This window comes from Williamsia muralis (genome assembly GCF_002735905.1).
Classification (GTDB): domain Bacteria; phylum Actinomycetota; class Actinomycetes; order Mycobacteriales; family Mycobacteriaceae; genus Williamsia; species Williamsia muralis_A.
On sequence record NZ_PEBD01000010.1, the window covers coordinates 257,253 to 279,768 of the forward strand.

Annotated in this window: 23 protein-coding genes; 14 read left to right on the forward strand and 9 right to left on the reverse strand. The window is 64.2% G+C overall.

Annotated elements, in window-relative coordinates; all coding sequences use genetic code 11:
* Positions 1–4: 4 nt before the first annotated feature.
* Together CSW57_RS14950 and CSW57_RS14955 are read right to left on the reverse strand one after the other, a co-directional pair.
* Positions 5–604 carry a LysE family translocator gene (locus tag CSW57_RS14950; RefSeq protein ID WP_189339281.1) on the reverse strand — a complete coding sequence of 200 codons (600 nt, stop codon included), beginning with the start codon at positions 602–604 and terminating at the stop codon, positions 5–7.
* Positions 601–1,173 (reverse strand): CGNR zinc finger domain-containing protein, encoded by a 573-nt coding sequence (locus tag CSW57_RS14955; RefSeq protein ID WP_099383558.1) that lies wholly within the window; start codon positions 1,171–1,173, stop codon positions 601–603. Before CSW57_RS14955 ends, CSW57_RS14950 begins: the two co-directional genes overlap by 4 nt.
* Positions 1,174–1,439: 266 nt before the next feature.
* Here CSW57_RS14955 and CSW57_RS14960 point away from each other — a divergent pair, with 266 nt between their 5' ends.
* From CSW57_RS14960 to CSW57_RS14970, 3 genes are read left to right on the forward strand one after another with little or no spacing between them, the layout of a single operon-like run.
* Complete coding sequence (locus CSW57_RS14960) at positions 1,440–2,516, forward strand: NAD(P)H-binding protein (RefSeq protein ID WP_099384484.1); 1,077 nt, start codon at positions 1,440–1,442, stop codon at positions 2,514–2,516.
* Positions 2,513–3,217 (forward strand): CPBP family intramembrane glutamic endopeptidase, encoded by a 705-nt coding sequence (locus CSW57_RS14965; protein ID WP_223249276.1) that lies wholly within the window; start codon positions 2,513–2,515, stop codon positions 3,215–3,217. The genes CSW57_RS14960 and CSW57_RS14965 overlap by 4 nt, the downstream gene beginning before the upstream one ends.
* A gap of 52 nt (positions 3,218–3,269) precedes the next feature.
* Complete coding sequence (locus CSW57_RS14970) at positions 3,270–3,698, forward strand: type II toxin-antitoxin system Rv0910 family toxin (RefSeq protein ID WP_099383559.1); 429 nt, start codon at positions 3,270–3,272, stop codon at positions 3,696–3,698.
* Between the two features lie 540 nt (positions 3,699–4,238).
* On the opposite strand, the gene CSW57_RS14975 is transcribed toward CSW57_RS14970, so the two are convergent.
* Positions 4,239–5,309 (reverse strand): YihY/virulence factor BrkB family protein, encoded by a 1,071-nt coding sequence (locus CSW57_RS14975; protein WP_099383560.1) that lies wholly within the window; start codon positions 5,307–5,309, stop codon positions 4,239–4,241.
* Positions 5,310–5,311: 2 nt separating this feature from the next.
* Positions 5,312–5,488: a hypothetical protein gene (locus CSW57_RS24495; protein ID WP_189339282.1), complete on the reverse strand. Its 177-nt coding sequence runs from the start codon at positions 5,486–5,488 to the stop codon at positions 5,312–5,314.
* 139 nt (positions 5,489–5,627) lie between these two features.
* Here CSW57_RS24495 and CSW57_RS14980 point away from each other — a divergent pair, with 139 nt between their 5' ends.
* Together CSW57_RS14980 and CSW57_RS14985 are read left to right on the forward strand one after the other, a co-directional pair.
* Positions 5,628–5,945, forward strand: a complete 318-nt coding sequence (locus CSW57_RS14980) for a GlsB/YeaQ/YmgE family stress response membrane protein (protein WP_099383561.1) — start codon at positions 5,628–5,630, stop codon at positions 5,943–5,945.
* Positions 5,946–6,013: 68 nt separating this feature from the next.
* A complete protein-coding gene (locus CSW57_RS14985) occupies positions 6,014–7,324 on the forward strand; it encodes a lipase family protein (protein WP_099383562.1) in 1,311 nt (436 codons plus the stop codon).
* Between the two features lie 10 nt (positions 7,325–7,334).
* Here the strand turns inward: CSW57_RS14985 and CSW57_RS14990 are convergent, their stop codons facing one another.
* Positions 7,335–7,763, reverse strand: coding sequence for an SRPBCC family protein (locus CSW57_RS14990; RefSeq protein WP_099383563.1), 429 nt, complete (start codon positions 7,761–7,763; stop codon positions 7,335–7,337).
* A 150-nt stretch (positions 7,764–7,913) separates the two neighbouring features.
* Between CSW57_RS14990 and CSW57_RS14995 the strand changes: the two genes are divergently transcribed.
* The 3 genes from CSW57_RS14995 to CSW57_RS15005 all read left to right on the forward strand — a co-directional run bounded on the left by CSW57_RS14995 (position 7,914) and on the right by CSW57_RS15005 (position 12,191).
* Positions 7,914–9,293, forward strand: coding sequence for a WS/DGAT/MGAT family O-acyltransferase (locus CSW57_RS14995; protein WP_099383564.1), 1,380 nt, complete (start codon positions 7,914–7,916; stop codon positions 9,291–9,293).
* Positions 9,294–9,357: 64 nt separating this feature from the next.
* On the forward strand, positions 9,358–11,226 hold the full coding sequence (ggt, locus tag CSW57_RS15000) for a gamma-glutamyltransferase (RefSeq protein ID WP_099384486.1): 1,869 nt from the start codon (positions 9,358–9,360) through the stop codon (positions 11,224–11,226).
* A 14-nt stretch (positions 11,227–11,240) separates the two neighbouring features.
* On the forward strand, positions 11,241–12,191 hold the full coding sequence (locus tag CSW57_RS15005; RefSeq protein WP_099383565.1) for an aldo/keto reductase: 951 nt from the start codon (positions 11,241–11,243) through the stop codon (positions 12,189–12,191).
* Here CSW57_RS15005 and CSW57_RS15010 read toward each other — a convergent pair.
* Positions 12,166–13,293: an NDMA-dependent alcohol dehydrogenase gene (locus CSW57_RS15010; RefSeq protein WP_099384487.1), complete on the reverse strand. Its 1,128-nt coding sequence runs from the start codon at positions 13,291–13,293 to the stop codon at positions 12,166–12,168. The two genes, CSW57_RS15005 and CSW57_RS15010, sit on opposite strands and share 26 nt — an antisense overlap.
* A gap of 313 nt (positions 13,294–13,606) precedes the next feature.
* Between CSW57_RS15010 and CSW57_RS15015 the strand changes: the two genes are divergently transcribed.
* Genes CSW57_RS15015 through CSW57_RS15030 form a run of 4 tightly spaced genes read left to right on the forward strand, consistent with a single transcriptional unit; the run spans position 13,607 to position 17,300 of the window.
* Positions 13,607–14,131 carry an MSMEG_0572/Sll0783 family nitrogen starvation response protein gene (locus tag CSW57_RS15015; protein WP_062795209.1) on the forward strand — a complete coding sequence of 175 codons (525 nt, stop codon included), beginning with the start codon at positions 13,607–13,609 and terminating at the stop codon, positions 14,129–14,131.
* A 10-nt stretch (positions 14,132–14,141) separates the two neighbouring features.
* Positions 14,142–15,041 (forward strand): carbon-nitrogen hydrolase family protein, encoded by a 900-nt coding sequence (locus CSW57_RS15020; protein ID WP_099383566.1) that lies wholly within the window; start codon positions 14,142–14,144, stop codon positions 15,039–15,041.
* Positions 15,034–16,341: an MSMEG_0569 family flavin-dependent oxidoreductase gene (locus CSW57_RS15025; RefSeq protein ID WP_099383567.1), complete on the forward strand. Its 1,308-nt coding sequence runs from the start codon at positions 15,034–15,036 to the stop codon at positions 16,339–16,341. Before CSW57_RS15020 ends, CSW57_RS15025 begins: the two co-directional genes overlap by 8 nt.
* Positions 16,342–16,382: 41 nt before the next feature.
* Positions 16,383–17,300 carry a TIGR03854 family LLM class F420-dependent oxidoreductase gene (locus tag CSW57_RS15030; RefSeq protein WP_223249277.1) on the forward strand — a complete coding sequence of 306 codons (918 nt, stop codon included), beginning with the start codon at positions 16,383–16,385 and terminating at the stop codon, positions 17,298–17,300.
* Positions 17,301–17,376: 76 nt separating this feature from the next.
* Here the strand turns inward: CSW57_RS15030 and CSW57_RS15035 are convergent, their stop codons facing one another.
* Positions 17,377–18,696 carry an HNH endonuclease signature motif containing protein gene (locus tag CSW57_RS15035; RefSeq protein ID WP_099383568.1) on the reverse strand — a complete coding sequence of 440 codons (1,320 nt, stop codon included), beginning with the start codon at positions 18,694–18,696 and terminating at the stop codon, positions 17,377–17,379.
* A 438-nt stretch (positions 18,697–19,134) separates the two neighbouring features.
* Here CSW57_RS15035 and CSW57_RS15040 point away from each other — a divergent pair, with 438 nt between their 5' ends.
* Both CSW57_RS15040 and CSW57_RS15045 read left to right on the forward strand, forming a co-directional pair.
* Positions 19,135–20,019 carry an NmrA family NAD(P)-binding protein gene (locus CSW57_RS15040; protein ID WP_099384489.1) on the forward strand — a complete coding sequence of 295 codons (885 nt, stop codon included), beginning with the start codon at positions 19,135–19,137 and terminating at the stop codon, positions 20,017–20,019.
* Positions 20,020–20,202: 183 nt separating this feature from the next.
* On the forward strand, positions 20,203–21,318 hold the full coding sequence (locus tag CSW57_RS15045) for an alpha/beta hydrolase (RefSeq protein WP_099384490.1): 1,116 nt from the start codon (positions 20,203–20,205) through the stop codon (positions 21,316–21,318).
* A gap of 13 nt (positions 21,319–21,331) precedes the next feature.
* On the opposite strand, the gene CSW57_RS15050 is transcribed toward CSW57_RS15045, so the two are convergent.
* Both CSW57_RS15050 and CSW57_RS15055 read right to left on the reverse strand, forming a co-directional pair.
* Entirely contained in the window at positions 21,332–21,739 is a 408-nt protein-coding gene (locus CSW57_RS15050; RefSeq protein WP_099383569.1) for a YchJ family protein, read from the reverse strand.
* Positions 21,740–21,836: 97 nt separating this feature from the next.
* Positions 21,837–22,289: a GNAT family N-acetyltransferase gene (locus CSW57_RS15055; protein ID WP_223249278.1), complete on the reverse strand. Its 453-nt coding sequence runs from the start codon at positions 22,287–22,289 to the stop codon at positions 21,837–21,839.
* Positions 22,290–22,516 lie beyond the last annotated feature (227 nt).

Here is a 22,516-nt window from a genome sequence, read left to right on the forward strand (position 1 = left end):
GTCGTCAGGCGTTGGCGACACCGAGCCCGATGCCGAGCATGATCAGGAGCGCCCCGTTGGCGCAATTCCAACGCCGCCGGATCGCGTCGCGCCGCAAAGGCCCCGACAGACGCCCTCCGGCCATCACGACCCCGACATAGACGGCAATTCCGAAGACGACGTCGACCAGCCCCAGAATGGCGAGTTCCAGTGGCAGTGATGCCGTCCCGGTGGCGAATTGGGGCAGCACGCCAGTGACGAAAACGACCGCCTTCGGATTGAGAAGATTGGTCCCGAGCGCATTGCGAAATGCTGTCGCCGGTGACCCCGCGTCACGACCGCGGGAGTCACGGCGAACGATCAGACCGACGCCGAGACAGCACAGGTAGATGGCACCGAGTATCTGGATGATGGTGAGTGCCGCGGGCGCACGCGCGACGAGAAAGCTGACCCCGGTCACCGCGAGGACAATGTGTACCGACAGACCCGTTTGAGCTCCGGCGAGTGCGAGCAGTCCGTCGCGGCGGTTCTCTGTGGACCACCGCAAGATCAGCAGGAAGTCGGGTCCGGGCACCACGTAGGCGACAGTCAGTACCGCGAGATAACCCAGCCAGTCGATAGTCACCGCGGACCGTTGCGGCGATGACGATGCCGATCGACCCGCGCCCGGTTGCCGCATCCTGGACTGCACCAGCGTTGGTTGGGGCGCGCCCGGTGAAAGAACTGACCGCACAAGGGCGCATGACAGACCGCGAGGTTGGCAAGGTCGTCTCGCGCGATGAGGTCGACCACGGCGGCGGCCGCGTGACCCGTCAGCGCGATCGTCGAATCGGTCTGCGCCACAACATGTTCTGCTTGGTGTGCGGTTGTGGTGAGCAATCGGTGAACGGACGCCGCCTGCACCGCGTCGTTGATGTCGCCCACGGCATCGGCAGGCAGGGGCTCTCCGGCCACGGCGCTGTGCAGGATGAGCAGGGCGGCGTCGCGAACAGACCGGAACCGCTCCAAGCAGTGTTCGTCGACGACCTCGGGGCGGGGCATCGGTGCGGGCTCCACATCGAGCCACCCGACGAGATCGGCGGGCGTCGCGAGCAACTCGACCCGTCGGCCGTCCTCGATCCGGACGGTGTTGGCCACGTCGAGGGCCAGGTGATCCCCGAGCCACGGCCACTTCCGCTGCAACGTGTCATCCATGCCTCAGATCGTGCCGATGAAATGGATAGGCTGTCAAAAACCATTACACACCGATCGCAAATGCGAGTGATGTCACGATTGCCGCCAACCGCTTCTGGGGTACTTGGCTGCTGAGTATGTAGGGAACAAGCGATCCAGACGCTCCAATACCGGGGTGAGCCGCCGCAGATCACGTGTTGTCGGTGTCGCGGGTTCCGGGAAATGTCTACCGACGTAGGCCGAGCACATCGATCGTGGCAATCACGGTCCTGACGAACGGTGATCACATGCGGGTTCTTGTTCTGGGAGCGACCGGTTACATCGGATCTCGCCTGGTCCCAGCCCTGTTGTCGAAGGGGCACGAGGTGGTTGCCGCATCGCGGAACCGCAGCAGTCTCGAGCGCTTCGGATGGTTCGACCGGGTGAAGACCATCGAGTTCGATGCGCTCGACGCCGATTCGGTCCGCGACGGCATCAGCTCGGGCGGCGACATCGACGTCATCTACTACCTCGTCCACGGCATCGGACAACCCAACTTCCGCGACGACGACCGTCGGGCCGCAGACAACGTGGCCGCCGCAGCGCGCGATGCGGGCGTCGGACGCATCGTCTACCTCGGAGGCTTCGTCCCCGACGACGCCGAACTCTCCGAACATCTCGAGAGCCGGGCCGAGGTCGGAACCGCTCTGTCGGTCGACGGGGGAGCGGACCTGGTGTGGTTGCGCGCTGCCGTGGTGATCGGCGCCGGATCCACATCGTTCGAGATGGTGCGCTACATGGCCGACCGCCTGGCCGTGATCCCGCTGCCGGCGTGGATGGACAATCCGATGGATCCGATTTCGGTGCGCGACGCCGTGCACTATCTCGCCGCCGCCGCCACCGACGCGGTGCCTCCGGGTGACTACGACATCAGCGGGCCGGAGCGGTCGTCGTACAACTCGCTGCTGTTCGCCTACCTGCGCGAGATCGGTCAACCCAGGGTCGGTGTGCTGCTCCCCAACATCGACGTGCGTTTGGCCGGCTTTGTCAGCGGGTTCATTGTGCCGGTCCCCAGCGGGCTCGCGTCCGATCTGGTGAGATCACTTGACTACCCGATGAAGGCGTCAGAACATTCGATCCGAGACCACGTCCCCGATCCGCCGGGAGGATTGTTGACCATCCGGGATGCAGTGCGCAGATCCGCCGAGAGTCCACTTCCGAAGCCGGTCGACAAACTCCGCGACATCCATCACCTGGCCGACACCGACCCCGACTGGGCCGGTGGCGACCTGATGCGGGTGAAGATCGGGGTGCGAGACCGCTTCGGTCCGGCGTGGAACCTCCTGACCGGGGTCGTCGGCGCGGTGACAGGGCGGCCCAAGTGATCACACTGCCCGAGAAGGTCCAGTTCCTCATCGGCACGATGGAGGACGACTCCAACGACCCGCCCGAGACACGCGCCCAGATGTTGCGCCGCAGGATCGTCGTGGTGGTCACGTTGCTCGTGGGCAGCGTGCTGCTGAGCATCTCGCTGTCGATCGATCCCGGTGACTCGTCGTTCTACCCGATGACCTTCGCCCTCGCGGCGGTCTGGGCCATCGGCGCGGTGCTGTCCGGGCCGCTACACCTCGGGGCCTTTCCGCCGCCGCGTGGCGGGCCGGTGCGTGCCGGCGCGATCGGTGTCGCGGTGGGGCTGGCGCTGGGTGCTGTGTTCGTTGTCGGGGCGTTGGTGGTCCGGGAGATCCCACCCATCGCCGATTTTGTCTCCGATGTGCTCGACCACGCCGATCAAGGCACCTTCTCCCTGATTCTCGCCACCGCCCTCGTCAACGGGGTGGCTGAGGAGATGTTCTTCCGCGGCGCGGTGTACTCGGCCCTCAAAGGCCATGCGCCCGTCATCTTCTCCACGCTCATCTACATCGTCGCCACCCTTGCCAGCGGCAACCCGATGCTGGGCTTCGCGGCAATCCTGCTCGGAGCGGTCAGCGCTCTCGAACGTCGTGCCACGGGCGGCATCGTCGCATCGATGGGTACGCACATCTCGTGGACGATCATCATGGTCTTCGCCCTGCCGCCGCTGTTCTGACCCGAGCCGCTCGGCGCGAAGGCCGCACAAAACAACGAAAGTAGACATCCCAATGGCTGGTGTGAATGTGTCCGTCACGTCGGAGCTAGAACCTGCTGCGGCCTGGAACATGGCGTCCGATCTGAGTCGCTTCGACGAGTGGATGACGATCTTCGCGGGCTGGAAGAGTCCGTTGCCCGCGCAGATCGAAGAAGGCACCGAGGTGTCGTCGCTGATCAAGGTGAAGGGTTTCCGCAACACGATCCACTGGACCGTGACCCGCTACGACGAACCCCGCTTGCTCGAGTTGTCGGGCAAGGGTCGCGGCGGCGTGCGGATCGAGATCGCGCTGAAGGTCACGCCGGAAGGTAAGGGCTCCATCTTCGACCTCGACGCCACTCTCAGCGGCAGCGTCTTGAACGGTCCCGTCGGCAACCTCGTCGCGAAGGTCATCGAGTCTGACGTCCGCAATTCCGTCGCGAATTTGGTTGCGTTGCGCTGATTGTCGGGCCGGGCTGGTCGTCGCTCGGTCTGTAGCCCGAGCGTCTGCCGGCTTGCCGAGCTGACCGCAACCCCAGCTCGCTTAACCGGCCGACGCGTGCCCCGCAGTCCGAGCATGTCCCCGTTTCGCGGCTGCCTGGTACCTCGGCTCGCTTGGCTGGTCGTTGCTCGCTCTGCAGTCCGAGCTTTTGCCAGTCTCCCGACCTGACCTGTGACCCCGCTCGGTCGGCTGGTCGTTGCTCGGTCTGTAGTCCGAGCGTGTGCCGGTTTCCCGAGCTGCACCGCACCCCAGCTCGCATAACTGGCCGACGCTCACTCCGCAGTCCGAGCGTCCCCCGGTTTTGCGAGCTGCACCGCACCCCAGCTCGCATAACTGGCCGACGCTCACTCCGCAGTCCGAGCGTCCCCCAGTTTCCCGAGCTGCACCGAACCCCAGCTCGCATAACCGGCCAAGCTCACCCCACAGCCCGAGCACGTGCCAGTTCCCACAACAAAACCCCCGCACCGGGCAAACCAGTACGGGGGCTTCGGGAAACGTGTCTTACTTGTCAGGCGTCATCGTCTGGCCCTGGGATTCGCGTAGGGCCCGACCTCTCTCGACGAACTTCTGGTCGGTTGCTTCGTTCTTGTCCGACGCCTTGGTGTCACGCGGCGGAAGTTGCAGGCGCTCTTCGGCCGGCAGGCCCGCCTGAAGCTGGCGACCGCGCTCGAGCTCGGAGTCGAACTCGGCACCGAACAGCAACGCGAGATTGGTGAGCCACAGCCACAGCAAGAACACGATGACACCGGCAAGCGCGCCATAGGTCTTGTTGTAGTTGCTGAAGTTCGCGACGTACAGAGCGAACAGGGCCGAGGCGACGATCCAGGTGACGATGGCGAGGATGGCGCCGGCGCTCACCCAGCGGAACTTGGGCTGCTTCACGTTGGGGGTGGCCCAGTAGAGGATCGCGACAACCAGGATCACGAAGATCAAGACCACCGGCCAGCGGGCGATGTTCCAGACGGTGACCGCAGTGTCGCCCAGGCCGATGGCGTCACCGATGGACTTCGCAACCGGACCGCTCACGGCAAGCATGAAAGCAACCGCCGCAGCCATGATCAATGCGATCAGGGTGACGAGCAGCATGACCGGACGCAATTTCCAGATCGGCCGACCTTCGTCGATCTCGTACATCCGGTTCATCGCCCGGCCGAAGGCCCCGACGTAACCGGATGCCGACCACAGGGCACCGACCAGACCGAGCACCAGGGCGAACCCCGCGCTCGGTGCGGCAACGAGTTGTTCAACGGGTCCCCGCAGGGTGTCGACCGCAGACGAGGGTCCGAGGTCATCGACCATTTTCAGAACCGCGTCAGTGGTCTTCTCGCCTTGCCCGAAGACACCGAGCAGCGAAACCAGGGCAAGCAGCGCGGGAAACAGCGACAGCACTGAGTAGTACGTGAGTGCGGCCGCGATGTCGGTGCACTGGTCGCGAGAGAATTCCCGCAGCGTCTTCCGAAGCACGAACATGAAGGAGTGCTTGGTCAGCTGAGTCGGGGATTCGGGCTTGCGCGGATCCTCCGGATCAGGCGATTCCGGATCGTCCCGCACGTCCTCGCGCTGCTTGCTCATGATCAGCTGTCGCCGTTCTTGGCGTCGTCGACCAGCGCTTGCTCGTGTTCGGCCCGCTTCGCCAACTCATCGTCATCGAGGTGTGCCGGCGTCTTCGCGTGCTCGTGGTGATCCGGATTGACCGTTTCGGTCGGGATCATGACGTTGTCCAAGGTGGGGTCATCTTTTGCTGAACTCATGGACGGGGGATAGCCCGGTGGGGGAGGGTTGAAACGCTCACCCGCCAAAATCTGTGCGTTTGCAAAGTTCCACATTGGGAACCTTTACTGAGCGCCTGGCCGCTCTGCTGCGGTCGGCAAAGACAACCGACGATAGGAAATGACTGTGAGTACTACTGCTGCGGCTGTTGAAATCCTGGCTGAACGCTCCACCACCACCACATCGGTGGGTGTGATCGGCTACATCATCATCGGCGGTCTCGCGGGATGGATTGCCAGCAAGTTCATGGGCACCGACAAGCAGATGGGCATCCTGCTCAACATCGTGGTCGGCGTGCTCGGCGCGTTCCTCGGTGGCTTCCTGCTCAGCTTCGCCTTCGACACGGCGAGCGGCGGATGGTTCTTCACCTTCCTGACGGCACTGCTCGGAGCGGTTATCCTGCTCGCGATCGTCAAGGCAGTCACCAAACGCCGATAGAGGGCACACTTCTACCCGGCGCGGGCCACACGGTCCGCGCCGGGTTTGTTTTCTCACCAAGGATCCCGATGACTCAACTTCTGATCGACGACGATTGGACCCCCGAGGCGACCGCGCCGACACCGTCACGGTGGAGCAGGCCATCGTTACCCGGGGACGACCCGTTCTATGTGCCACCGGCCGGCTTCGAGTCCCTGCCCGAAGGCACGCTGCTTCGCAGTCGGGAGATCAGGTTGGCGTTGCTCGGGCTCATCCCGCAGAAGGCCAGGGCCTGGCAGTTGCTCTACCGGAGCAGTGATCTACACCGGAACGCCGAGCCCGCCGTGACGACGGTGCTGCTACCGGCCGGCGCGGACCCGGCCGAAGCCCGGCCGCTGCTTGCGTATCAGTGCGCCATCGATGCAGTGTCGGCAAAGTGCTTTCCGTCGTACGTGTTTCAACAGGGCGCATGGTCACCGGGGAGCGTTCCACCATTCGAGATGTTCATCATCGCGAATGCGCTGCAACGTGGTTGGGCCGTGAGTATTGCCGACCATGAGGGGATGAACGGCTACTTCGGCGCCCCTCGGGAGCCCGGCTATCGCGTACTCGACGGCGTTCGCGCCGCGATGACGTTCGGTCCGCTGGGTCTGGACGCGTCTACACCCGTAGGGGTGTGGGGATATTCGGGTGGCGGCATGGCGTCGTCGTGGGTCGCGGAGATGGCGCCGGAATACGCACCGGAGATCAACATCGTCGGTGCTGCACTCGGTGCGCCCGTCGGTGATCCCGGTGAGACGTACATCCGTCTCAACGGCACTTTGTATGCGGGTCTGCCTGCCCTGGTGGTGGCCGGTCTCCGGCACATCTACCCGGGCCTGGAGCAGGTGATCGAGACGCACGTCGATGACGAGGGTCGCGACCGGTTGAACAAGATCGAGTCGATGTCGACGGTGGAAGCCGTGATCCGTTTCGCCAAGGATGATTTCGACAACTACACCAAGATTCCGCTTGCCGATGTGCTCGCCAAACCCGAGCTCCTCGAGCTTTTCGACGACATCAGACTCGGTGACCGCATCCCGGACTGTCCGCTGCTGGTACTGCACCCCGTGCATGACCAGATCATCGCCGTCGAGGACATCGATGGCCAGGTGGAGCGGTACGAAAAGGGCGGTGCGCACGTCACCTACGTGCGTGACCGCCTCAGCGAGCACCTTTCCTTGATGGTGTTGTCGGCGCCGGTGGTGCTCGACTGGTTGTCAGATCGGTTCGACAACGCGCCACTTCCCGAGTCGGCCCGCAGCACGGTGTGGTCCACGGCTTTCCGGATGGCGTCGCTGTCCGGATTCCTGGGAGTCGGTAGGGCGGCGGCGAAAGCGCTTCTCTCTCGCCGCCTTTGACCGATATACCTCAGCTCTTGACCTGGTCGCGCAATCCTTTCGTGGCCATCTCGAGGATCGTCTTCTGACCACGCTTGATGATGAAGCCGGGAACCGGCGCCTTCGGGTCGAGCATCATCTCGAACTCGACGTGGGTGCCCTTGTCGGTCTCTGTCAGCCGGTATTCGGCGTGCTGTGCCTTCTGCTGCGAACTCTCGACAAGGTCCCAGGTGACGCCCGTGTCCGACCACGTGTAGTCCAGGACCTGGTCGTCGGAGATGCCGAGGAGCGACGCCTTCATCTTGACCCGCTTGGGCCGTCCGTCGGGATGCCGGTCGATGACCTCCACGCTCTTGTGGATCGATGACCAGGACGGCATCGATTCCACGTCGGCGATCGCGTCCAGAATCTGTGCCGGTGTCGCGTCGATGTCAATGCTTGTGCTTCCGCTGACTGCCATGGGAAAACCGTAACGGATCCATCGTCTATGTGACATCAGATATGGGTAAGTTCGTTTGGCGATACGAAAACGCGAGACGCGGCATACTTCTGACGTGTCTCGAGAAGGGGGCCACCGCCGCTAGCGCTGTGCGCGAGAAGGGGGCTGCTGATGCCTTTGATGCCGATCACCGAATCGATGTTCTTGCTGGCCGAAACGCGTGAGCATCCGATGCACGTCGGTGGACTACAGCTGTTTGTACCGCCAGAAGGCGAGGCCGAGGATTTCGGCGAGTTCGTTTACGAAACCTTTTGCAAACAGACTGATGTGGCGCGTCTGTTCCGCAAACGACCCGCTTCGCCCGTGAACGTGATGGGCACCCTGCGGTGGACTCACGACAAAGAGCTCGACTTCGACTACCACGTGAGACGCGCGGTGTTGCCGCGTCCCGGCCGTATCCGTGAACTGCTCAAATACGTGTCTGCGCAACACGGTGGCCTGATGGACCGGCACAGGCCGATGTGGGAGGTCCACGTCATCGAAGGTCTCGCCGATGGCCGGCTCGCGCTCTACACCAAGGTGCATCACTCTCTGGTCGACGGGGTTTCGGCGTTACGACTGCTCGAGCGGGCGCTCAGTACCGACCCAGAGGACCGCAGCGGCAAGGCGCCGTGGGACCCGGCGCTGTTCCGCCGGCCGAAGAAGGACGGCGGATCCCGTGGGTCGATGAACCCGCTGCATCTGGTGTCCGACGGCGTGAAGCTCGCCGGTGACATCGCGAGTCTCGCCCCGGCGGGTCTGCGAATCGGCATGCACGGACTGCGTGATCCGAACCTGGTGTTGCCGACCGGGGCGCCCAAGACGATGTTGAACGTGCCGATCGGCGGGGCTCGACGATTCGCCGCCCAGCAGTGGCCGAAGACCCGGATACGTTCGGTGGCAAAGATTCTCGAGATCTCTACCAACGACGTCATCATCGCGATGTGTGCTGGTGCCTTGCGGTCGTACCTCCTCGACCGGAACGCGCTGCCCAGCGCGCCCCTGATCGCGATGGTTCCGGTGTCGATGCGCGAGGCCGGCGCGGATTATTCGGAGGGCAACGCTGTCACCACGATGCTCTGCAACCTCGGCACCAACGAGTCCGATCCCGCCCGACGGCTGGCCGTGGTGACGGGATCGACGCGGCAGGGCAAACGGATGATCAAGGACCTCACGCCGATGCAGGCGCTGGGGTTCGGTGGTGTGACCATGGCACCGCTGCTGTTCTCCACGGTTCCCGGATTCGTTCGTTACACGCCCCCGCCGTTCAACATCGTCATCTCCAACGTGCCGGGATCGTCGCGGCGGTTGTACTGGAACGGGGCCCGCCTGGACGGGGTGTATCCGGTGTCGATCGCATTGGACGGGCAGGCCCTGAACATCACCGTCACCATGACGGCAGGGAAGGTGAACTTCGGGCTGATCGGTGCCCGCAGCTCCATCCCTCACCTGCAGAGATTGCTGACCCATCTCGAGAACGCGCTGGTGGAGCTGGAGAAGCTGGGTGGCTGAACGGATTCGGCGTTCCCGTCGTCGCCTGACGTGTGTCGGCGCGGCCGTGATCATCGGGATGTCGATGGTGGTGTCGTGTTCCAACGAGGAAGCGGCAACCGATGTGTGCGCGATCCCGTCGGGCCCGAACGGTGGCACGGCCGCACCTGCTGCGACGGCGGCAACCCCCGACACCACCGAGAACCTGTCGACGAATCCTGAGGTGGCGACGGGATATCGCTCGAACATGACTGCGGTGCAGACCACTTCGTTCGCGGCGGCCACGGCCAACCCGCTCGCGACCCAGGCTGCGTGCGAAGTTCTCGCAGACGGTGGCGACGCCGCCGATGCCCTGGTCGCCGCGCAGATGGTGTTGGGCCTGGTCGAACCGCAGAGCTCAGGGATCGGCGGAGGTGCGTTCGCGCTGTACTACGACGCGGACGACCGGTCGGTGCAGGCATTCGACGGCCGCGAGGTTGCCCCGGCCGCGGCGACCGAGAACTATCTGCGATGGATCGATGACGCCAACCGGACCGAGCCCGTACCCGACGCGCGCGCGAGTGGCCGGTCCATCGGTGTGCCCGGCGTCCTGCGGATGCTCGAGATGATGCAGTCCGAGCACGGAAATGCAGAGTGGCGCAGCCTGTTCGAGCCCGCTGTCGCGCTTGCGGACGACGGGTTTTCGATCAGCCCCCGGCTGGCAGCCGCAATCGGCGACTCGGCCACGGATCTCGGCGCGGACCCCGATGCGAGAAGTTACTTCCTGCGACCCGACGGTTCGCCGAAACCTGCGGGGGAGACGCTCACCAACCCGGCGTACTCGAAGACGCTGGGCGCCATCGCATCCGGCGGTGCGGAGGCGTTCTACAGCGGCGACATCGCGCAAGCGATCGTCGCCGAAGCAGGGTCGACGGCGAACGGGATGACCCCATCGCAGATGACGGTCACCGACCTGGCGAACTACGAGGCCAAGGTGCGCGAGCCGCTCTGCGTGCCGTATCGGGACAACCAGGTCTGCGGCATGCCCACACCATCGTCCGGTGGGATCGCGGTGGCCTCGACACTCGGGATCCTGTCGAACTTCCCGATGGATCAGTATCCGCCGACCACTCTCGATCTCAACGGCGGCAAGCCCTCGGTCAACGGCGTGCACCTGATCTCTGAGGCGGAGCGGCTTGCCTATGCCGACCGGGACAAGTATGTCGCCGACTCCGATTTCGTGCCCTTGCCCGGTGGTAGTTCCGAGGCGTTGCTCGACCCCGTCTACCTCAAAGGCCGCGGCGCACTGATCAATCCCGACCGGTCGATGGGTACGGCAACAGCCGGGACATTCGACACCGGCCCGAAGGGCTGGTTCGCCGGAGTGGAACACGGCACCAGCCACATCTCTGTCGTCGACTCCGAGGGCGACGCGGCGTCGATGACAACAACCGTCGAGTCGTCGTTCGGGTCGTTCCACATGGTCGACGGTTTTTTGCTCAACAACCAGATGACCGACTTCTCCGCCGAACCCACCGACCCTCAGGGCGCGCCACTGGCCAACCGGGTCGAGCCAGGCAAACGACCACGCAGTTCCATGGCCCCGACGCTGGTCTTCGAGGCCGCCGACGACGGTCTCGGGCAGCTGAAGATGGTGGTCGGTTCTCCCGGCGGCTCGGTGATCATCCAGTTCGTCGTGAAAACCCTGGTGGGACTCATCGATTGGGGCATGGATCCCCAGCAGGCGGTCTCGATGGTCGACTTCGGAGCCGCGAACTCGCCGAAGACCAATGTGGGTGGGGAGCACCCGAACATCTCGGGGCCCGACGATCCTCTGGTGACGGGGTTGCAGAACCTGGGTCACACCGTTGAACTCGCCGATCAGTCCAGCGGTCTGAGCGCACTCCTGCGAACGGAGACGGGATGGTCGGGTGGCGCGGATCCCCGACGTGAGGGAATCGTCCTCGGCGACTGACCGTTGAACATCCCATGTCACGTATCGGAAGTTCTGACCTGGACGTCTACCCGCTCAACCTCGGTGGCAACACCTTCGGCTGGACCAGCGACGCGGCCGAGTCGTTCGCGGTGCTCGATGCGTTCGTGTCCGCCGGCGGCAACTTCATCGACACCTCCGACAGCTATATGGCGTCGGCGCCCGGGAACGTCGGCGGAGAGTCGGAGACGATTCTCGGCGAATGGTTCACCAAACGTGGCCGGCGCGACGACATCGTCCTGGCCACCAAGGTGAGCCGTCACCCCGAGTTCCTGGGCCTGGCACCCGACAACATCGCGCGTGCGGCCGAGGCATCGTTGCGGCGCCTGAAGACCGACCACATCGACTTGTACTACGCGCACTACGACGACCCGGATGTGCCGCTGGCCGACACCCTCGGTGCTTTCGACGCCCTGGTGAAGGCGGGGAAGGTGCGCCACGTCGGTATCTCGAACTATTCAGCCGCGCGGATCCAGGAGTGGATCGAGGTGGCCGAGGCCAACCGGTTCGCCAAACCGGTTGCCCTGCAGCCTCATTACAGCCTGGTGGCACGGCAACCGTTCGAGGACGAACTACGTCCGCTCGCCGAGAAGTTCGACCTCGGCGTATTCCCGTACTGGGCTTTGGCGAGCGGGTTCCTCACCGGCAAGTACCGCACCGCGGCAGATGTCGCAGGCGTCGCGCGCAGCAAGATCGTCGAACGGTACTTCAGCCCCGAAGGGCTGGCGGTGGTCGATGAGCTCGATCGCATCGCCCGATCTCGCGGCGTGCAGATCGCGACCGTCGCCCTGGCATGGACCCGTCAGCAGCCGACAGTGGTTGCCCCGATCGTCAGCGCCAGGTCACCCGAGCAGCTCGAAGCTCTGCTCGGGTCGGTCGACCTGACGCTGACCGTCGACGAACTGGCCCGACTCGATGACGTCAGTAGTCGTCGTCGCCGTAGATGATGACGCCGCGGAGGTTCTTGCCCTCGGCCATGTCGCGGTAGCCCTGGTTGATGTCCTCGAGCTTGTAGGTGGTGGTCACCAGCTCATCGAGCTTGAGGGCGCCGCTGCGGTACAGATTGAGCAGCTTCGGGATCTGCGTGCGGGGACCGACACCACCGAAGATCGCGCCCTGGACCCGCTTCTGCAACAGGGTGAGTTCGAACAGGTTGAGGTCGGTGGCGACCTGGTCGTACGGTCCCATTGCGGTGACGATGACCTGGCCGCCCTTGCCGGTGAGGGACAGGCCCTGCTGGACGTACTCGCCCCTGACCACACCCATGGTGAGGATGACCGTGTTGGCCATGGCGCCCCAGGTGAGGTCGGCGATGTCGGCGGCGGCTTCTTCCATCGACGCGTAGGTGTGGGTGGCGCCGAAGTCCAGCGCGGTCTTCCGTTTGTCCTCCACCGGGTCGATCGCCACGATGAACCGCGCGCCTGCGTGGGCGGCACCCTGGACGGAGTTGATGCCCACGCCGCCGATGCCGGCAACCACGACGGTGTCGCCGGGCCGCGTGTTACCGATGTCGACTGCTGATCCCCAGCCCGTGGAGACACCACAACCGAGCAAGGCTGCCTTGTCGAGGGGGATGTCTTTTTCGATCTTCACGACCGACGCCTGGTGAACCGTGACGTAGGGGGCAAAGGTGCCCAGCAGGCACATCTGGACCACGGGAGCGCCGTCTTTGGTGACGCGGAAGGTGCCGTCGGAGATCGCCTGGCCGGTGAGCAAGCCGGCACCGAGGTCGCAGATGTTCTGCAGTCCCTTGGCGCACGACGGACACGTGCCGCAGGCGGGGATGAACGCGAGCACGACGTGGTCACCCTCTTCGAGGCCGGACACCCCTGGCCCGACCTTGGTGATGACGCCGGCGCCCTCGTGGCCGCCGAGGACCGGAAGGATCGGGATCGGACTGGACCCGTCGACGACGTGGGCGTCGGAATGGCAGAGCCCGGATGCGGCCAGGCGTACCTGGACCTCTCCGGCGACCGGGTCACCGAGATCGATCTCATCGATCTTCCAGTCGGTGTTCAACTCGGTCAGGATTGCGGCCTTGGTTTTCATCGCGGTGACTCTCTGCTCGCGGCCTGGCACTGTGACCCAGTCCCTGACCATGCACTTGCTGTGACCTATGCCACCTTACTGATGAATCAAGCTGAGTGCCGCGAATCCGTCAGAACCGGAAACGCCTGTGGTCAGTTTCATGGCCGACCGGGCTGAGAGCACCACGAAACAACCTGTTAGTCCCGGCGTGACCATTTCGAAATGGATCGGGCCTGTACTTGGTCCAAGGCCGAACGCAGCACATCGACGTGCCGCGCGCCTTGTGAAACCCAAGTCCCGCACTACCTTTGATCACACAATGTCAGGAGACATCATGTCCGATATCGATCAGTTGATTGCCGAGAATATCAAGAAGTCTTTGGCTGAGATCCCGCATCCGTCGTTGCCGAAGGGCAGCAACATCTATGGGGGGACGAAGTTGTTCCCGGATTATCAGGCTGAGGGTGGGGAGTCCTATTTCACGTTGGTTCATGGGATTGCGCATGAGTCGTCGGTGAGTTTTGTGGCGGTGTTGCAGGCGACGCGGGCGTTGCGTAAGGGGTTTGAGTCGGCGTTGTATTTCTATGGTCCTGGCGCGATCAACTGCCTGGCCACGCGCGGTTTCCCGACGACGGGCGATTCGGGTTTTCCGGGCGAGCAGAACATCAATGATTCGTTGGGGACGTTCATCGGTGAGGGTGGGACGGTGTATTGCTGTCGGTTCGGTTTGGCACTTCATGGTGGCCGTGAGGAAGATCTGATCGAGGGTGTGATCCCGGCTCATCCGCTTGATGTGCAGGATGCGTTGATTCATTACGCCCGTAAGGGTGCCATCATCAACTCCACGTACATGGTCTGAGGACGCCGAAATGACCATCCTCGCAGGCGTTTCCGCGAACTTCACCCGCAATCTCGACCAGAACTACGCGCTGATCGCCACGCTCGCCGACCAGGCCCGGCAGCAAGGCGTCGACTTTCTGGCCCTGCCCGAGGCGGCGATCGGCGGTTACCTGTCGTCGTTGGGCAATCACGGCGACACCGTCAAGAACACCAATCGATCACTGCCGCCGGCGATCTCGGTGGACGGGCCCGAGCTGCAGAAGGTGCAGAGCATCGTCGGCGACCTCGTGGTGGCGATCGGTTTCTGCGAGCTGGCAGACGACGGAGAGACGCGGTACAACGCCGCGGCGCTACTCGATGGTGGTCAGATCTACGGCACCTACCGCAAGGTGCATCAGCCACTCGGCGAGAACATGTCGTACTCCGCCGGAGACGGCTATCCCGTTTTCGAGACGCCGGTAGGCCGTATCGGGTTGCAGATCTGTTACGACAAGGCATTTCCCGAAGCCGCACGCGTGATGGCGCTCGACGGTGCCGAGATCATCGCAAGTCTGTCGGCCTGGCCGGCCGCCCGTACCGCTCGCGCCGACAACCTGCAGGAGGACCGGTGGACCTACCGGTTCAACCAATTCGACATCGCCCGCGCCCTGGACAACCAGGTGTTCTGGGTGGCGTCCAACCAATCGGGCACGTTCGGGTCTCTCGACTACGTGGGTAACGCCAAGGTGGTCGACCCCGGCGGGAACATCCTGGCGACCACTCTGCTCGGCAGCGGCATGGCGGTGGCCGAAGTGGACATCACCGCCGCGTTCGAGCAGATGCGGGGCGGTATGTTCCATCTCCGTGATCGTCGACCGGACGTGTACTCCCGGGTGACCGAACTCGACGAAGCCCGCACCGCGACCTGGCGGGAGTTGGCACATGCCTGAGGCAGCAAAACACATTCCGGTGGTCATCGTCGGCGGTGGGCAGGCCGGTCTGTCGGTCAGCTGGTATCTGGGGCGCCAAGACATCGAGCACCTCGTCGTCGAGGCCAAGACCCCCGTGCACGCATGGTCCGACACCCGCTGGGACAACTTCACGCTTGTGACACCCAACTGGCACTGCCGACTTCCGGGCTGCACGTATGCGGGTTCGGATCCTGATGGCTTCATGAAGCGTGACGAGGTGGTCGAGTGGCTGACCGGCTGGCTCGACACCTTCAGTCCTCCGCTGCGCATCAACACCAGGGTGACCCGGCTTCGTAAGGCCCACGGCGGCGGTTTCGAGCTGACCCTGTTGTCGGAGGCCGGATCGGAGACTGTGACGTGCGACGACGTGGTGGTCGCGACCGGCGGATACCCCGTCCCGGTGGTGCCGCCGTACGCTCCATCTCTGAACCCCGCTGTGGTGCAGCTCCATTCGGAGGAATACCGCAATCCCGAGCAACTTCCCGACGGCTCCGTACTGGTTGTGGGCACCGGCCAATCCGGCGCGCAGATAGCGGAAGACCTGCACCTGGCCGGGCGTCAGGTTCATCTGGCGATGGGCAAGGCGCCGCGCGTTGCGCGCTTCTACCGCGGCCGGGACTGCATGACATGGCTCGCCGATATGGGCGTCTACGACATCGGAGTGCAGGAGTATCCCGGCGGCCAGGCCGCGCGCGAGAAGACCAATCACTACGTCACCGGCCGCGATGGTGGCCGCGACATCGACCTGCGCGAGTTCGCCCTGCAGGGCATGAAGTTGTACGGGCTGCTGGAGAACGGCAAAGACGCAATGCTGGAGTTCGCGCCGACCCTTCGTGCATCACTCGATTCGGCTGACGCCGTGTACAACTCGATCTGCCAGGACATCGATCGGCACATCGAACGCGAGGGCATCGACGCACCGCCGGCGACTCGGTACGAGCCGGTGTGGGAACCGGACTCCGAGCCCGCCTCGCTCGATCTGACCGAGGCGGGTGTCACCAGCATCATCTGGGCGATCGGCTACCGGCCCGACTACCGGTGGATAGAGGCCAGCGTGTTCGACGGTGCCGGCCGCCCGATGCAGACGCGGGGGATCACCGCCGTTCCGGGGCTCTCGTTCATCGGATTGCCGTGGATGTACACGTGGGGTTCGGGTCGGTTCCACGGGATCGACCGAGATGCGGCGCATGTCGCCGCCGCGATCATCGACCGGACCCGTCCCGACACGAACGGCAGCCGGCCGGTGACCGACGGGGCAACACTCGCCACCACACCCTGACGGTTGCTGTGGCCGACGCAGCGATGTGCGACCGTTGACGGGTGAAGGTTCGCATTGGAGTCGGAGTTGTCTCGTCCACGGACCGGTCGCTCGCAGCAGGTCCCGCCCTGGCGGAGCTCGTCGACGAGTCCGAACGACGTGGCATCGACTCGCTGTGGCTGTCGGATCAGGCCTCATCTGCACACCATGTCGATCCGCTGATCGGATTGGCCTACGCCGCGGGCCGGACCGAGAAGTTGAAACTCGGCACCGGGGTGCTGGTCCTGCCCGGCCGCAACCCTGCGCTGGTCGCCGCACAGTTGGCCGGCCTCGCAGCGACCGCTCCGGGCCGGGTTCTCCCGGCGTTCGGCGTTCAACCCGCGACGGTGTCCGACCGGACGATGTACCCCGTACCGCCCGGTCTACGCGGCGCAGTCTTCGAGGAGGCACTCTCCGTGGTGAGGGCGTTGCTCACCGAACCGTTGGTGACCTTCGAGGGCAAGTTCTTTCACCTCGACGAGGCGACTGTGGGGCCACCCCCGGCAAAACCGCTCGACTTGTGGCTCGGCGGGCGCCTCCCGGTCAGCATGAATCGGATCGGGCGACTGGCCGACGGGTGGCTGGGCAGCTTCGTCAGTCCCGGCGAGGCCGCCGACTGTCGACGGCAGATCGAAGCCGCTGCCTCAGAAGCCGGCCGGGAGGTCGAGCCCGATCACTACGGCACGAATCTCATTGTCGCACCGCAGGGTACCGACGACACCGCCGTCGACACCGTGATCGCCGCTGTTGCACGTCGGCGAAAGGATCTCGCCGATCCGCAGCGCCTGGTGTGCCGTGGCTGGGACGAGGCCCGTTCCGAACTCGGCCGTTTCGTCGACGCCGGTATCACCAAGTTCGTGGTGCGCCCGGTGGTGCCCGTCGAGTCGATCGCCGAGTTCCTCGACCAGATGGCCGACGAATTGCTGCCCCTGCAAACCTGAGCACCCAACTCGCCTTCACACTATGGAGTTGTCAAAGAGCAGATCAGGTCAGTTGGCGACGGTGTAGGCGAGCGTTCTAGGCTGCTGCCGGCGTGTTGGTGGTCCGGTGTTGCGCAGGTATCGGGTTTTGTTCGCGGTCAACACTTATGGGCGGCGTGAACCACGGATGCCCATCGTTGCCGATGGCGACGGACCATCCGTGGTGGTGGATCATCCGGTGATGGTGCCGGCACAGTAGGACGGTATTGCTGAGGCTGGTGCTCCCGCCGGCTGACCAGTGCTTGATGTGGTGGGCATCGGTCCATCCGGCGGGCCGCCCGCAGCCGGGGAATGCGCACCCGCAGTCGCGTGCCAGCAACGCTTTACGGATTGCCGGGGTGACCGTGCGATGCTCCCGGCCTACATCAAGCGGTACCCGCTCACCGTTCAAGATCATCGACGTCAACGTCGCATCGCAGGCCAGCATCTGCGCCGCTCGGCCACTGATCGGACCCATCCACTGCAACCGGAACGCGGACCGAAACCCCTTGTCGTCGAGGAAACGGGTGTATTCGTCGGCCGGCGCGGCCGGATCAGGTGGCGCTGCACCTTCCCCGGCCAACTCGCGGGCATCAACGGTCATCGTCAGATGAGGACGCACACCACCGACCGTGGGCCGATCTTCGGCCTGCAGGTACGCATCGATCAACCGCTCGAGCCCCTCCGCCATTCGTTGCGCCGTCGATCGATGGTCAGGTGTGCCGTTCTCGTCCGGAATCGGCCGAGTCAGGGGGTCGAGGCCCGTCAACAGCTTCTCGCCGAGAATCGCATCGACATCGAACCTGCCGCGCATCCGCCCATCGGGACTCTGGCCCAGCGACAGCGTGTTCAGTTCGGTGTTCTCGGCCACCGGCACGCCGCCGGAATCTACAGCCAGGGCGAACGCGTCTCCCCGGGCTCGTTTCCCGATCTCGGCAGGCGTGGCACCCGACCACGCCTGCCCCAACAGACGATTCACGCATGCTTCACGCGCCGGGCCAGGCAACTGCGCCACAGCACGTTCAACATGTGCGATACCCCGCACGATCGCATCGACCTGCTCGCCCGAGAAATCACCATCCGCAGCGTGATCGGCCACACGGGGCAGCGACACCAACGCCCGGCCGACCCGCACCATCCGGTGTGCGCACCCCGGCGCCAGCCCACCGGCCATCAGCAACGACGCGGTAGACGACTCACCAGATCTCTTGGCCACGCCCCGACGGTCCAGTGCGCCCACCCACACCGACAAGACGTGATCAACGAGATGGCGAATCTTGATCAACGCCACCACCTGTCCGGCCAATTCATCATCGGCCTCAGGTGGTGACCCCTGCGCGACCACAGCCAGCGCTGTGCGGATTCCCCCGATATCCATGACGCAACGATAGAACAAACAAGTCGTTCGCACAAGTGTTCGAAAGTATTGATCATGTTGCAGTCCAACGCCTTTGAAGGGAAGGACTTCACCGAATCGTCCAGTCTAACGACCAGGTCTGACATCGTGCCGGGGCCGGCAGGCCAGACCGTGCGGCATCAAGGCATCAAGGCCTCAAGGGGGCCCGCCACCTGTGACCGGGTAGCCGTTGCGGGCGCCTCTGCACTCATCGGTCGGGCGGATCGATTGTCCGGTGACCTCTCAAATCGTGCCCACGCGGCCCACGCAGACCCCCCGATTGAACGGAAGTGATTGGCAGAGGCAAACATTCGGACTGGAAACCAAACGTTCAGCCTGCTACCCGTTTGCTGACGAACCCGGTTTGTCGGTGCTGTGTTGCATCATGTCGACACGCGAGTACAGAAGGAAGGTGACGTCATGACGATTGTGGTGACAACCCCAACCGGTCGGGTCGGGTCGCGAGTGACGCAACTGCTCATCCAGGCTGGGGTGCGTCCGAGATTGCTGGTGCGGGATGCCGCGAAAGTCGCAGCCGCAGTACGTACAAAGGCGGACATCGCGGAGGTGGACCTCGGCGACGCCCCCGCGGTCGCGCGGGCCTGCTCAGGGGCGCGGGCACTGTACTGGGTCGATCCGCCGACCCACGACGATGACCCGGTTGCGGGATATGACCGCATGGGTGCCAGCGCCGCCCGCGCCATCGTGGAGTGCGGCATCGAGCGCGTGGTGTTCCAGAGCAGCGTCGGCGCAGAGGCAAGGCATGGTTTCGGTGAGATCGACGGGCTGGCGAAGACCGAGGAGCGCCTGGACGGCACCGGCGCTGCTGTCACTCACTTGCGATGTGGGTATTTCTTCACGAACTTGTTGATGGACCTGGAGAGCCTACGGAATGGGGTTCTCGCCACCACGCTGCCTCTCGATCAACGGATTTCGTTTGTCGACCCCCGAGATGTCGGCGATGTGGCTGTCGCTCGACTCCTGTCGGTTGATTGGGTGGGGCGCCATACGCAAGGCGTCCTGGGTTCGGCCGACTTGTCGTTCAGCGAGGTTGCAGACATTCTGTCCGCCGCGTCGGGCCGCGAGATCGCTGCCCGGCGGGTATCGGATGATGTTGTGGCACAGCAACTCGCGGGATTCGGGATGACGGCCGCCCAGGTGGACGGGGTTGTCGGCATGTTGCGTGGCTTCCGTGGCAACTTCTCGCCCGAGAACCCACGCGGCGTCATCAGCACCACCCCGACCACGCTGGAGTCGTGGGCATATTCGGTACTGCGGCCGGCCTTGATCGCGATGGACGGGTGATGGGTCAGTCCGCCTCTGCCGCCGCCACCTTGTCCACGAAATCGGTGGCGGGCGGAATGGGGTGACCACATCGACCAATACGCCGTCGGTCCGTCGACAATGAAGAGGTCGTCCGCATGCTCGATGAATTGAGGTCTCGACCGACTTCAGCCTCGATCCCCGGCCGGCCTTAGGATGGGCGACATGGTGATGGCTGACCGGCCCGAGGTCCAGACGGCGTCCATGCCGGTTACTGCTCTGACTGTCGTCGGGCTGGCGGAGAGCTTGCTCAATGGTCTTGCCAGAGTGCCCTTTCGACGCCCGTGGCAGGGTCCCGGCGGTTTGCTGGACAACCTGGGGCAGTCGGTCACCCGCCAGGTTGTCCGATCGTTCATGGGTTACTCGATGGGGCTGCCCATCGAGGAGTTCAGGTCGATGGAGAAGATCCTCGACGACATCTGCCGAGTCGTCATGCCGCCGTTCATCGAACTCACCGACAGCGTCGAGATCACAAACGACACGATCGGCGGAGTCGACGGCATCTGGTGTCGCGCCAAAGCCAGTTCGGATGCCTACGTGGACAATTCCGACGACAAGCAGACGATCGGCGCCACCATCCTCTACCTGCACGGCGGTGGATACATCGGCACGTCCCCGATCATGTACGCAGCATTCGCCGCATCGCTGGTGAAGAACACTGGTTATGAGGTGTTCATCGCCGACTACCGGATGGCACCGGAGTTCCCGTTCCCCGCCGGTGTGCACGACGCGGCAGACGTCTTCCAGGGTCTTCTCGACCGCGGCGTCGACCCGGAGCACCTCGTGGTCGCGGGTGACTCCGGTGGCGGCGGCCTCGCGACATCCCTGATCTCGTATCTACATTCCCGATCGCTGCCCGTTCCGGCTGCGTTGGCCCTGTTCTCCCCGGAGATCGATCTCGAGCTCGATCATCCGTCGATCACCGACAACGCCCAGTACGACATCCTGCCTTGGAACATCCCGGTGACCCCGTACCTGCAGGGCGTCCAGCCGAACGACGAGCGTGTGTCCGCGGTGTACGCCATGGCAGATCCGGAGTGGTTTCCACCGACATTTGTGTGCTGGGGCGGCGACGAGATGTTTCGCGACGGGATCCGGAAGTTCGCCGACGGCTTGGACAAAGCCGGGGTCAAGGTGCACGCGATGGAAGAGCGCGGCATGTTCCATGTGTTCCCGATCCTCATGCCGTGGGCTGAGGCATCCAAGCGCGTGTTCATCGCACTCCACGACCTGGCCGGACGGCACGTCACCCCCGACCACGACGCCGAACAGACCCACTGAGACGTATAGGTGGTCAGTTCGGCGCGACCACACCGTCGACGTACACCCAGCGACCTTCGTGTCTCTCGAACCGGCTCCGTTCATGCAACGTGCCCGCGCCCGAACCTTTGATCCGGTAGAACGCGGTGAACTCCACCTCGCCGACGGAATCGAACAGCGACCCGTGCGACGTTGACTCGACGTCGAGTCGGTACCACCGCGTCGAGGCGTCGAGGTCCACCACCTCGGGCCGGGTACGGGGATGCCAGCTGTGCAGTAGGTAGTCCGCGTCACCCACGGCGAACGCACTGAACCGAGAACGCATCAGAGCCTCGGCGGTCGGCGGTTTACGGATCCGGGACACCAGAGGTCCGCAGCAGTCGTCCCAGATCAGGCCACTGGTACACGGACAACGCCGGGGGCTGGATGGAGGACGGGTCACCGGGTCAGATTAGGCGACGGGTGCGACTTTCCGGGGTGCGGCTTTGCCGAGGTATCACCGGCCGTGAATGGAAGAGCCTGCAAAACGACCGCGTCGATCAAAATCGCCGAATCATTACATCGTTGTCGCGGGTGAACCCATGCCGTGAATACAGCGGTATTGACAGCTCGGTGGGGGAGAGAATCACTTTGCGGTATCCGCGATGCTCTGCATTGCGGAGAACGCAGTCGACCAGCTGCGCGCCGATTCCGGCGCCTCGGTAGTCGGGCCGTACATAAAGGTGGCCGAGATAGCCCCAGCTGCCGGTTGCGCTGGTCCTGGGGCTCGGCATTCGCGTGTATTCGGTCAGGCACACCATTCCGACGGCCTGGTCCGGTGCGTGCGCAACCCAGACTGTGCGTTGGGGGTCGTCGGTCCATGACCTGACGGCCGCGGTGAGACTGGGTTCACCACGCCATGGGCCGATGGCATCGTCAGATTCCTGTGCCCACGACCATCTGAGCTCGGCTACAGCGGATGCCGCCGGGCTGTCAGTAATCAGAATCGACAAGGTTTTAGACCCCTAGAAGACAACCATGCCCCGCTCTGTACAGAGCGGGGCATGATGCAAAACCGTTCGATCCGGCCGTGACGGGTTGAACCCGAGGACGCGGATCGGGGCAAGCGTCGGTTCGAGAACCGAATCAGCCTGCGAGGCCGCCGAGGAACTCAGCGTTGTCGATGAGGAACTGGAAGACGTCAAGCAATGCAAGTTCGAAAGTCGAGGTCATGACTTTC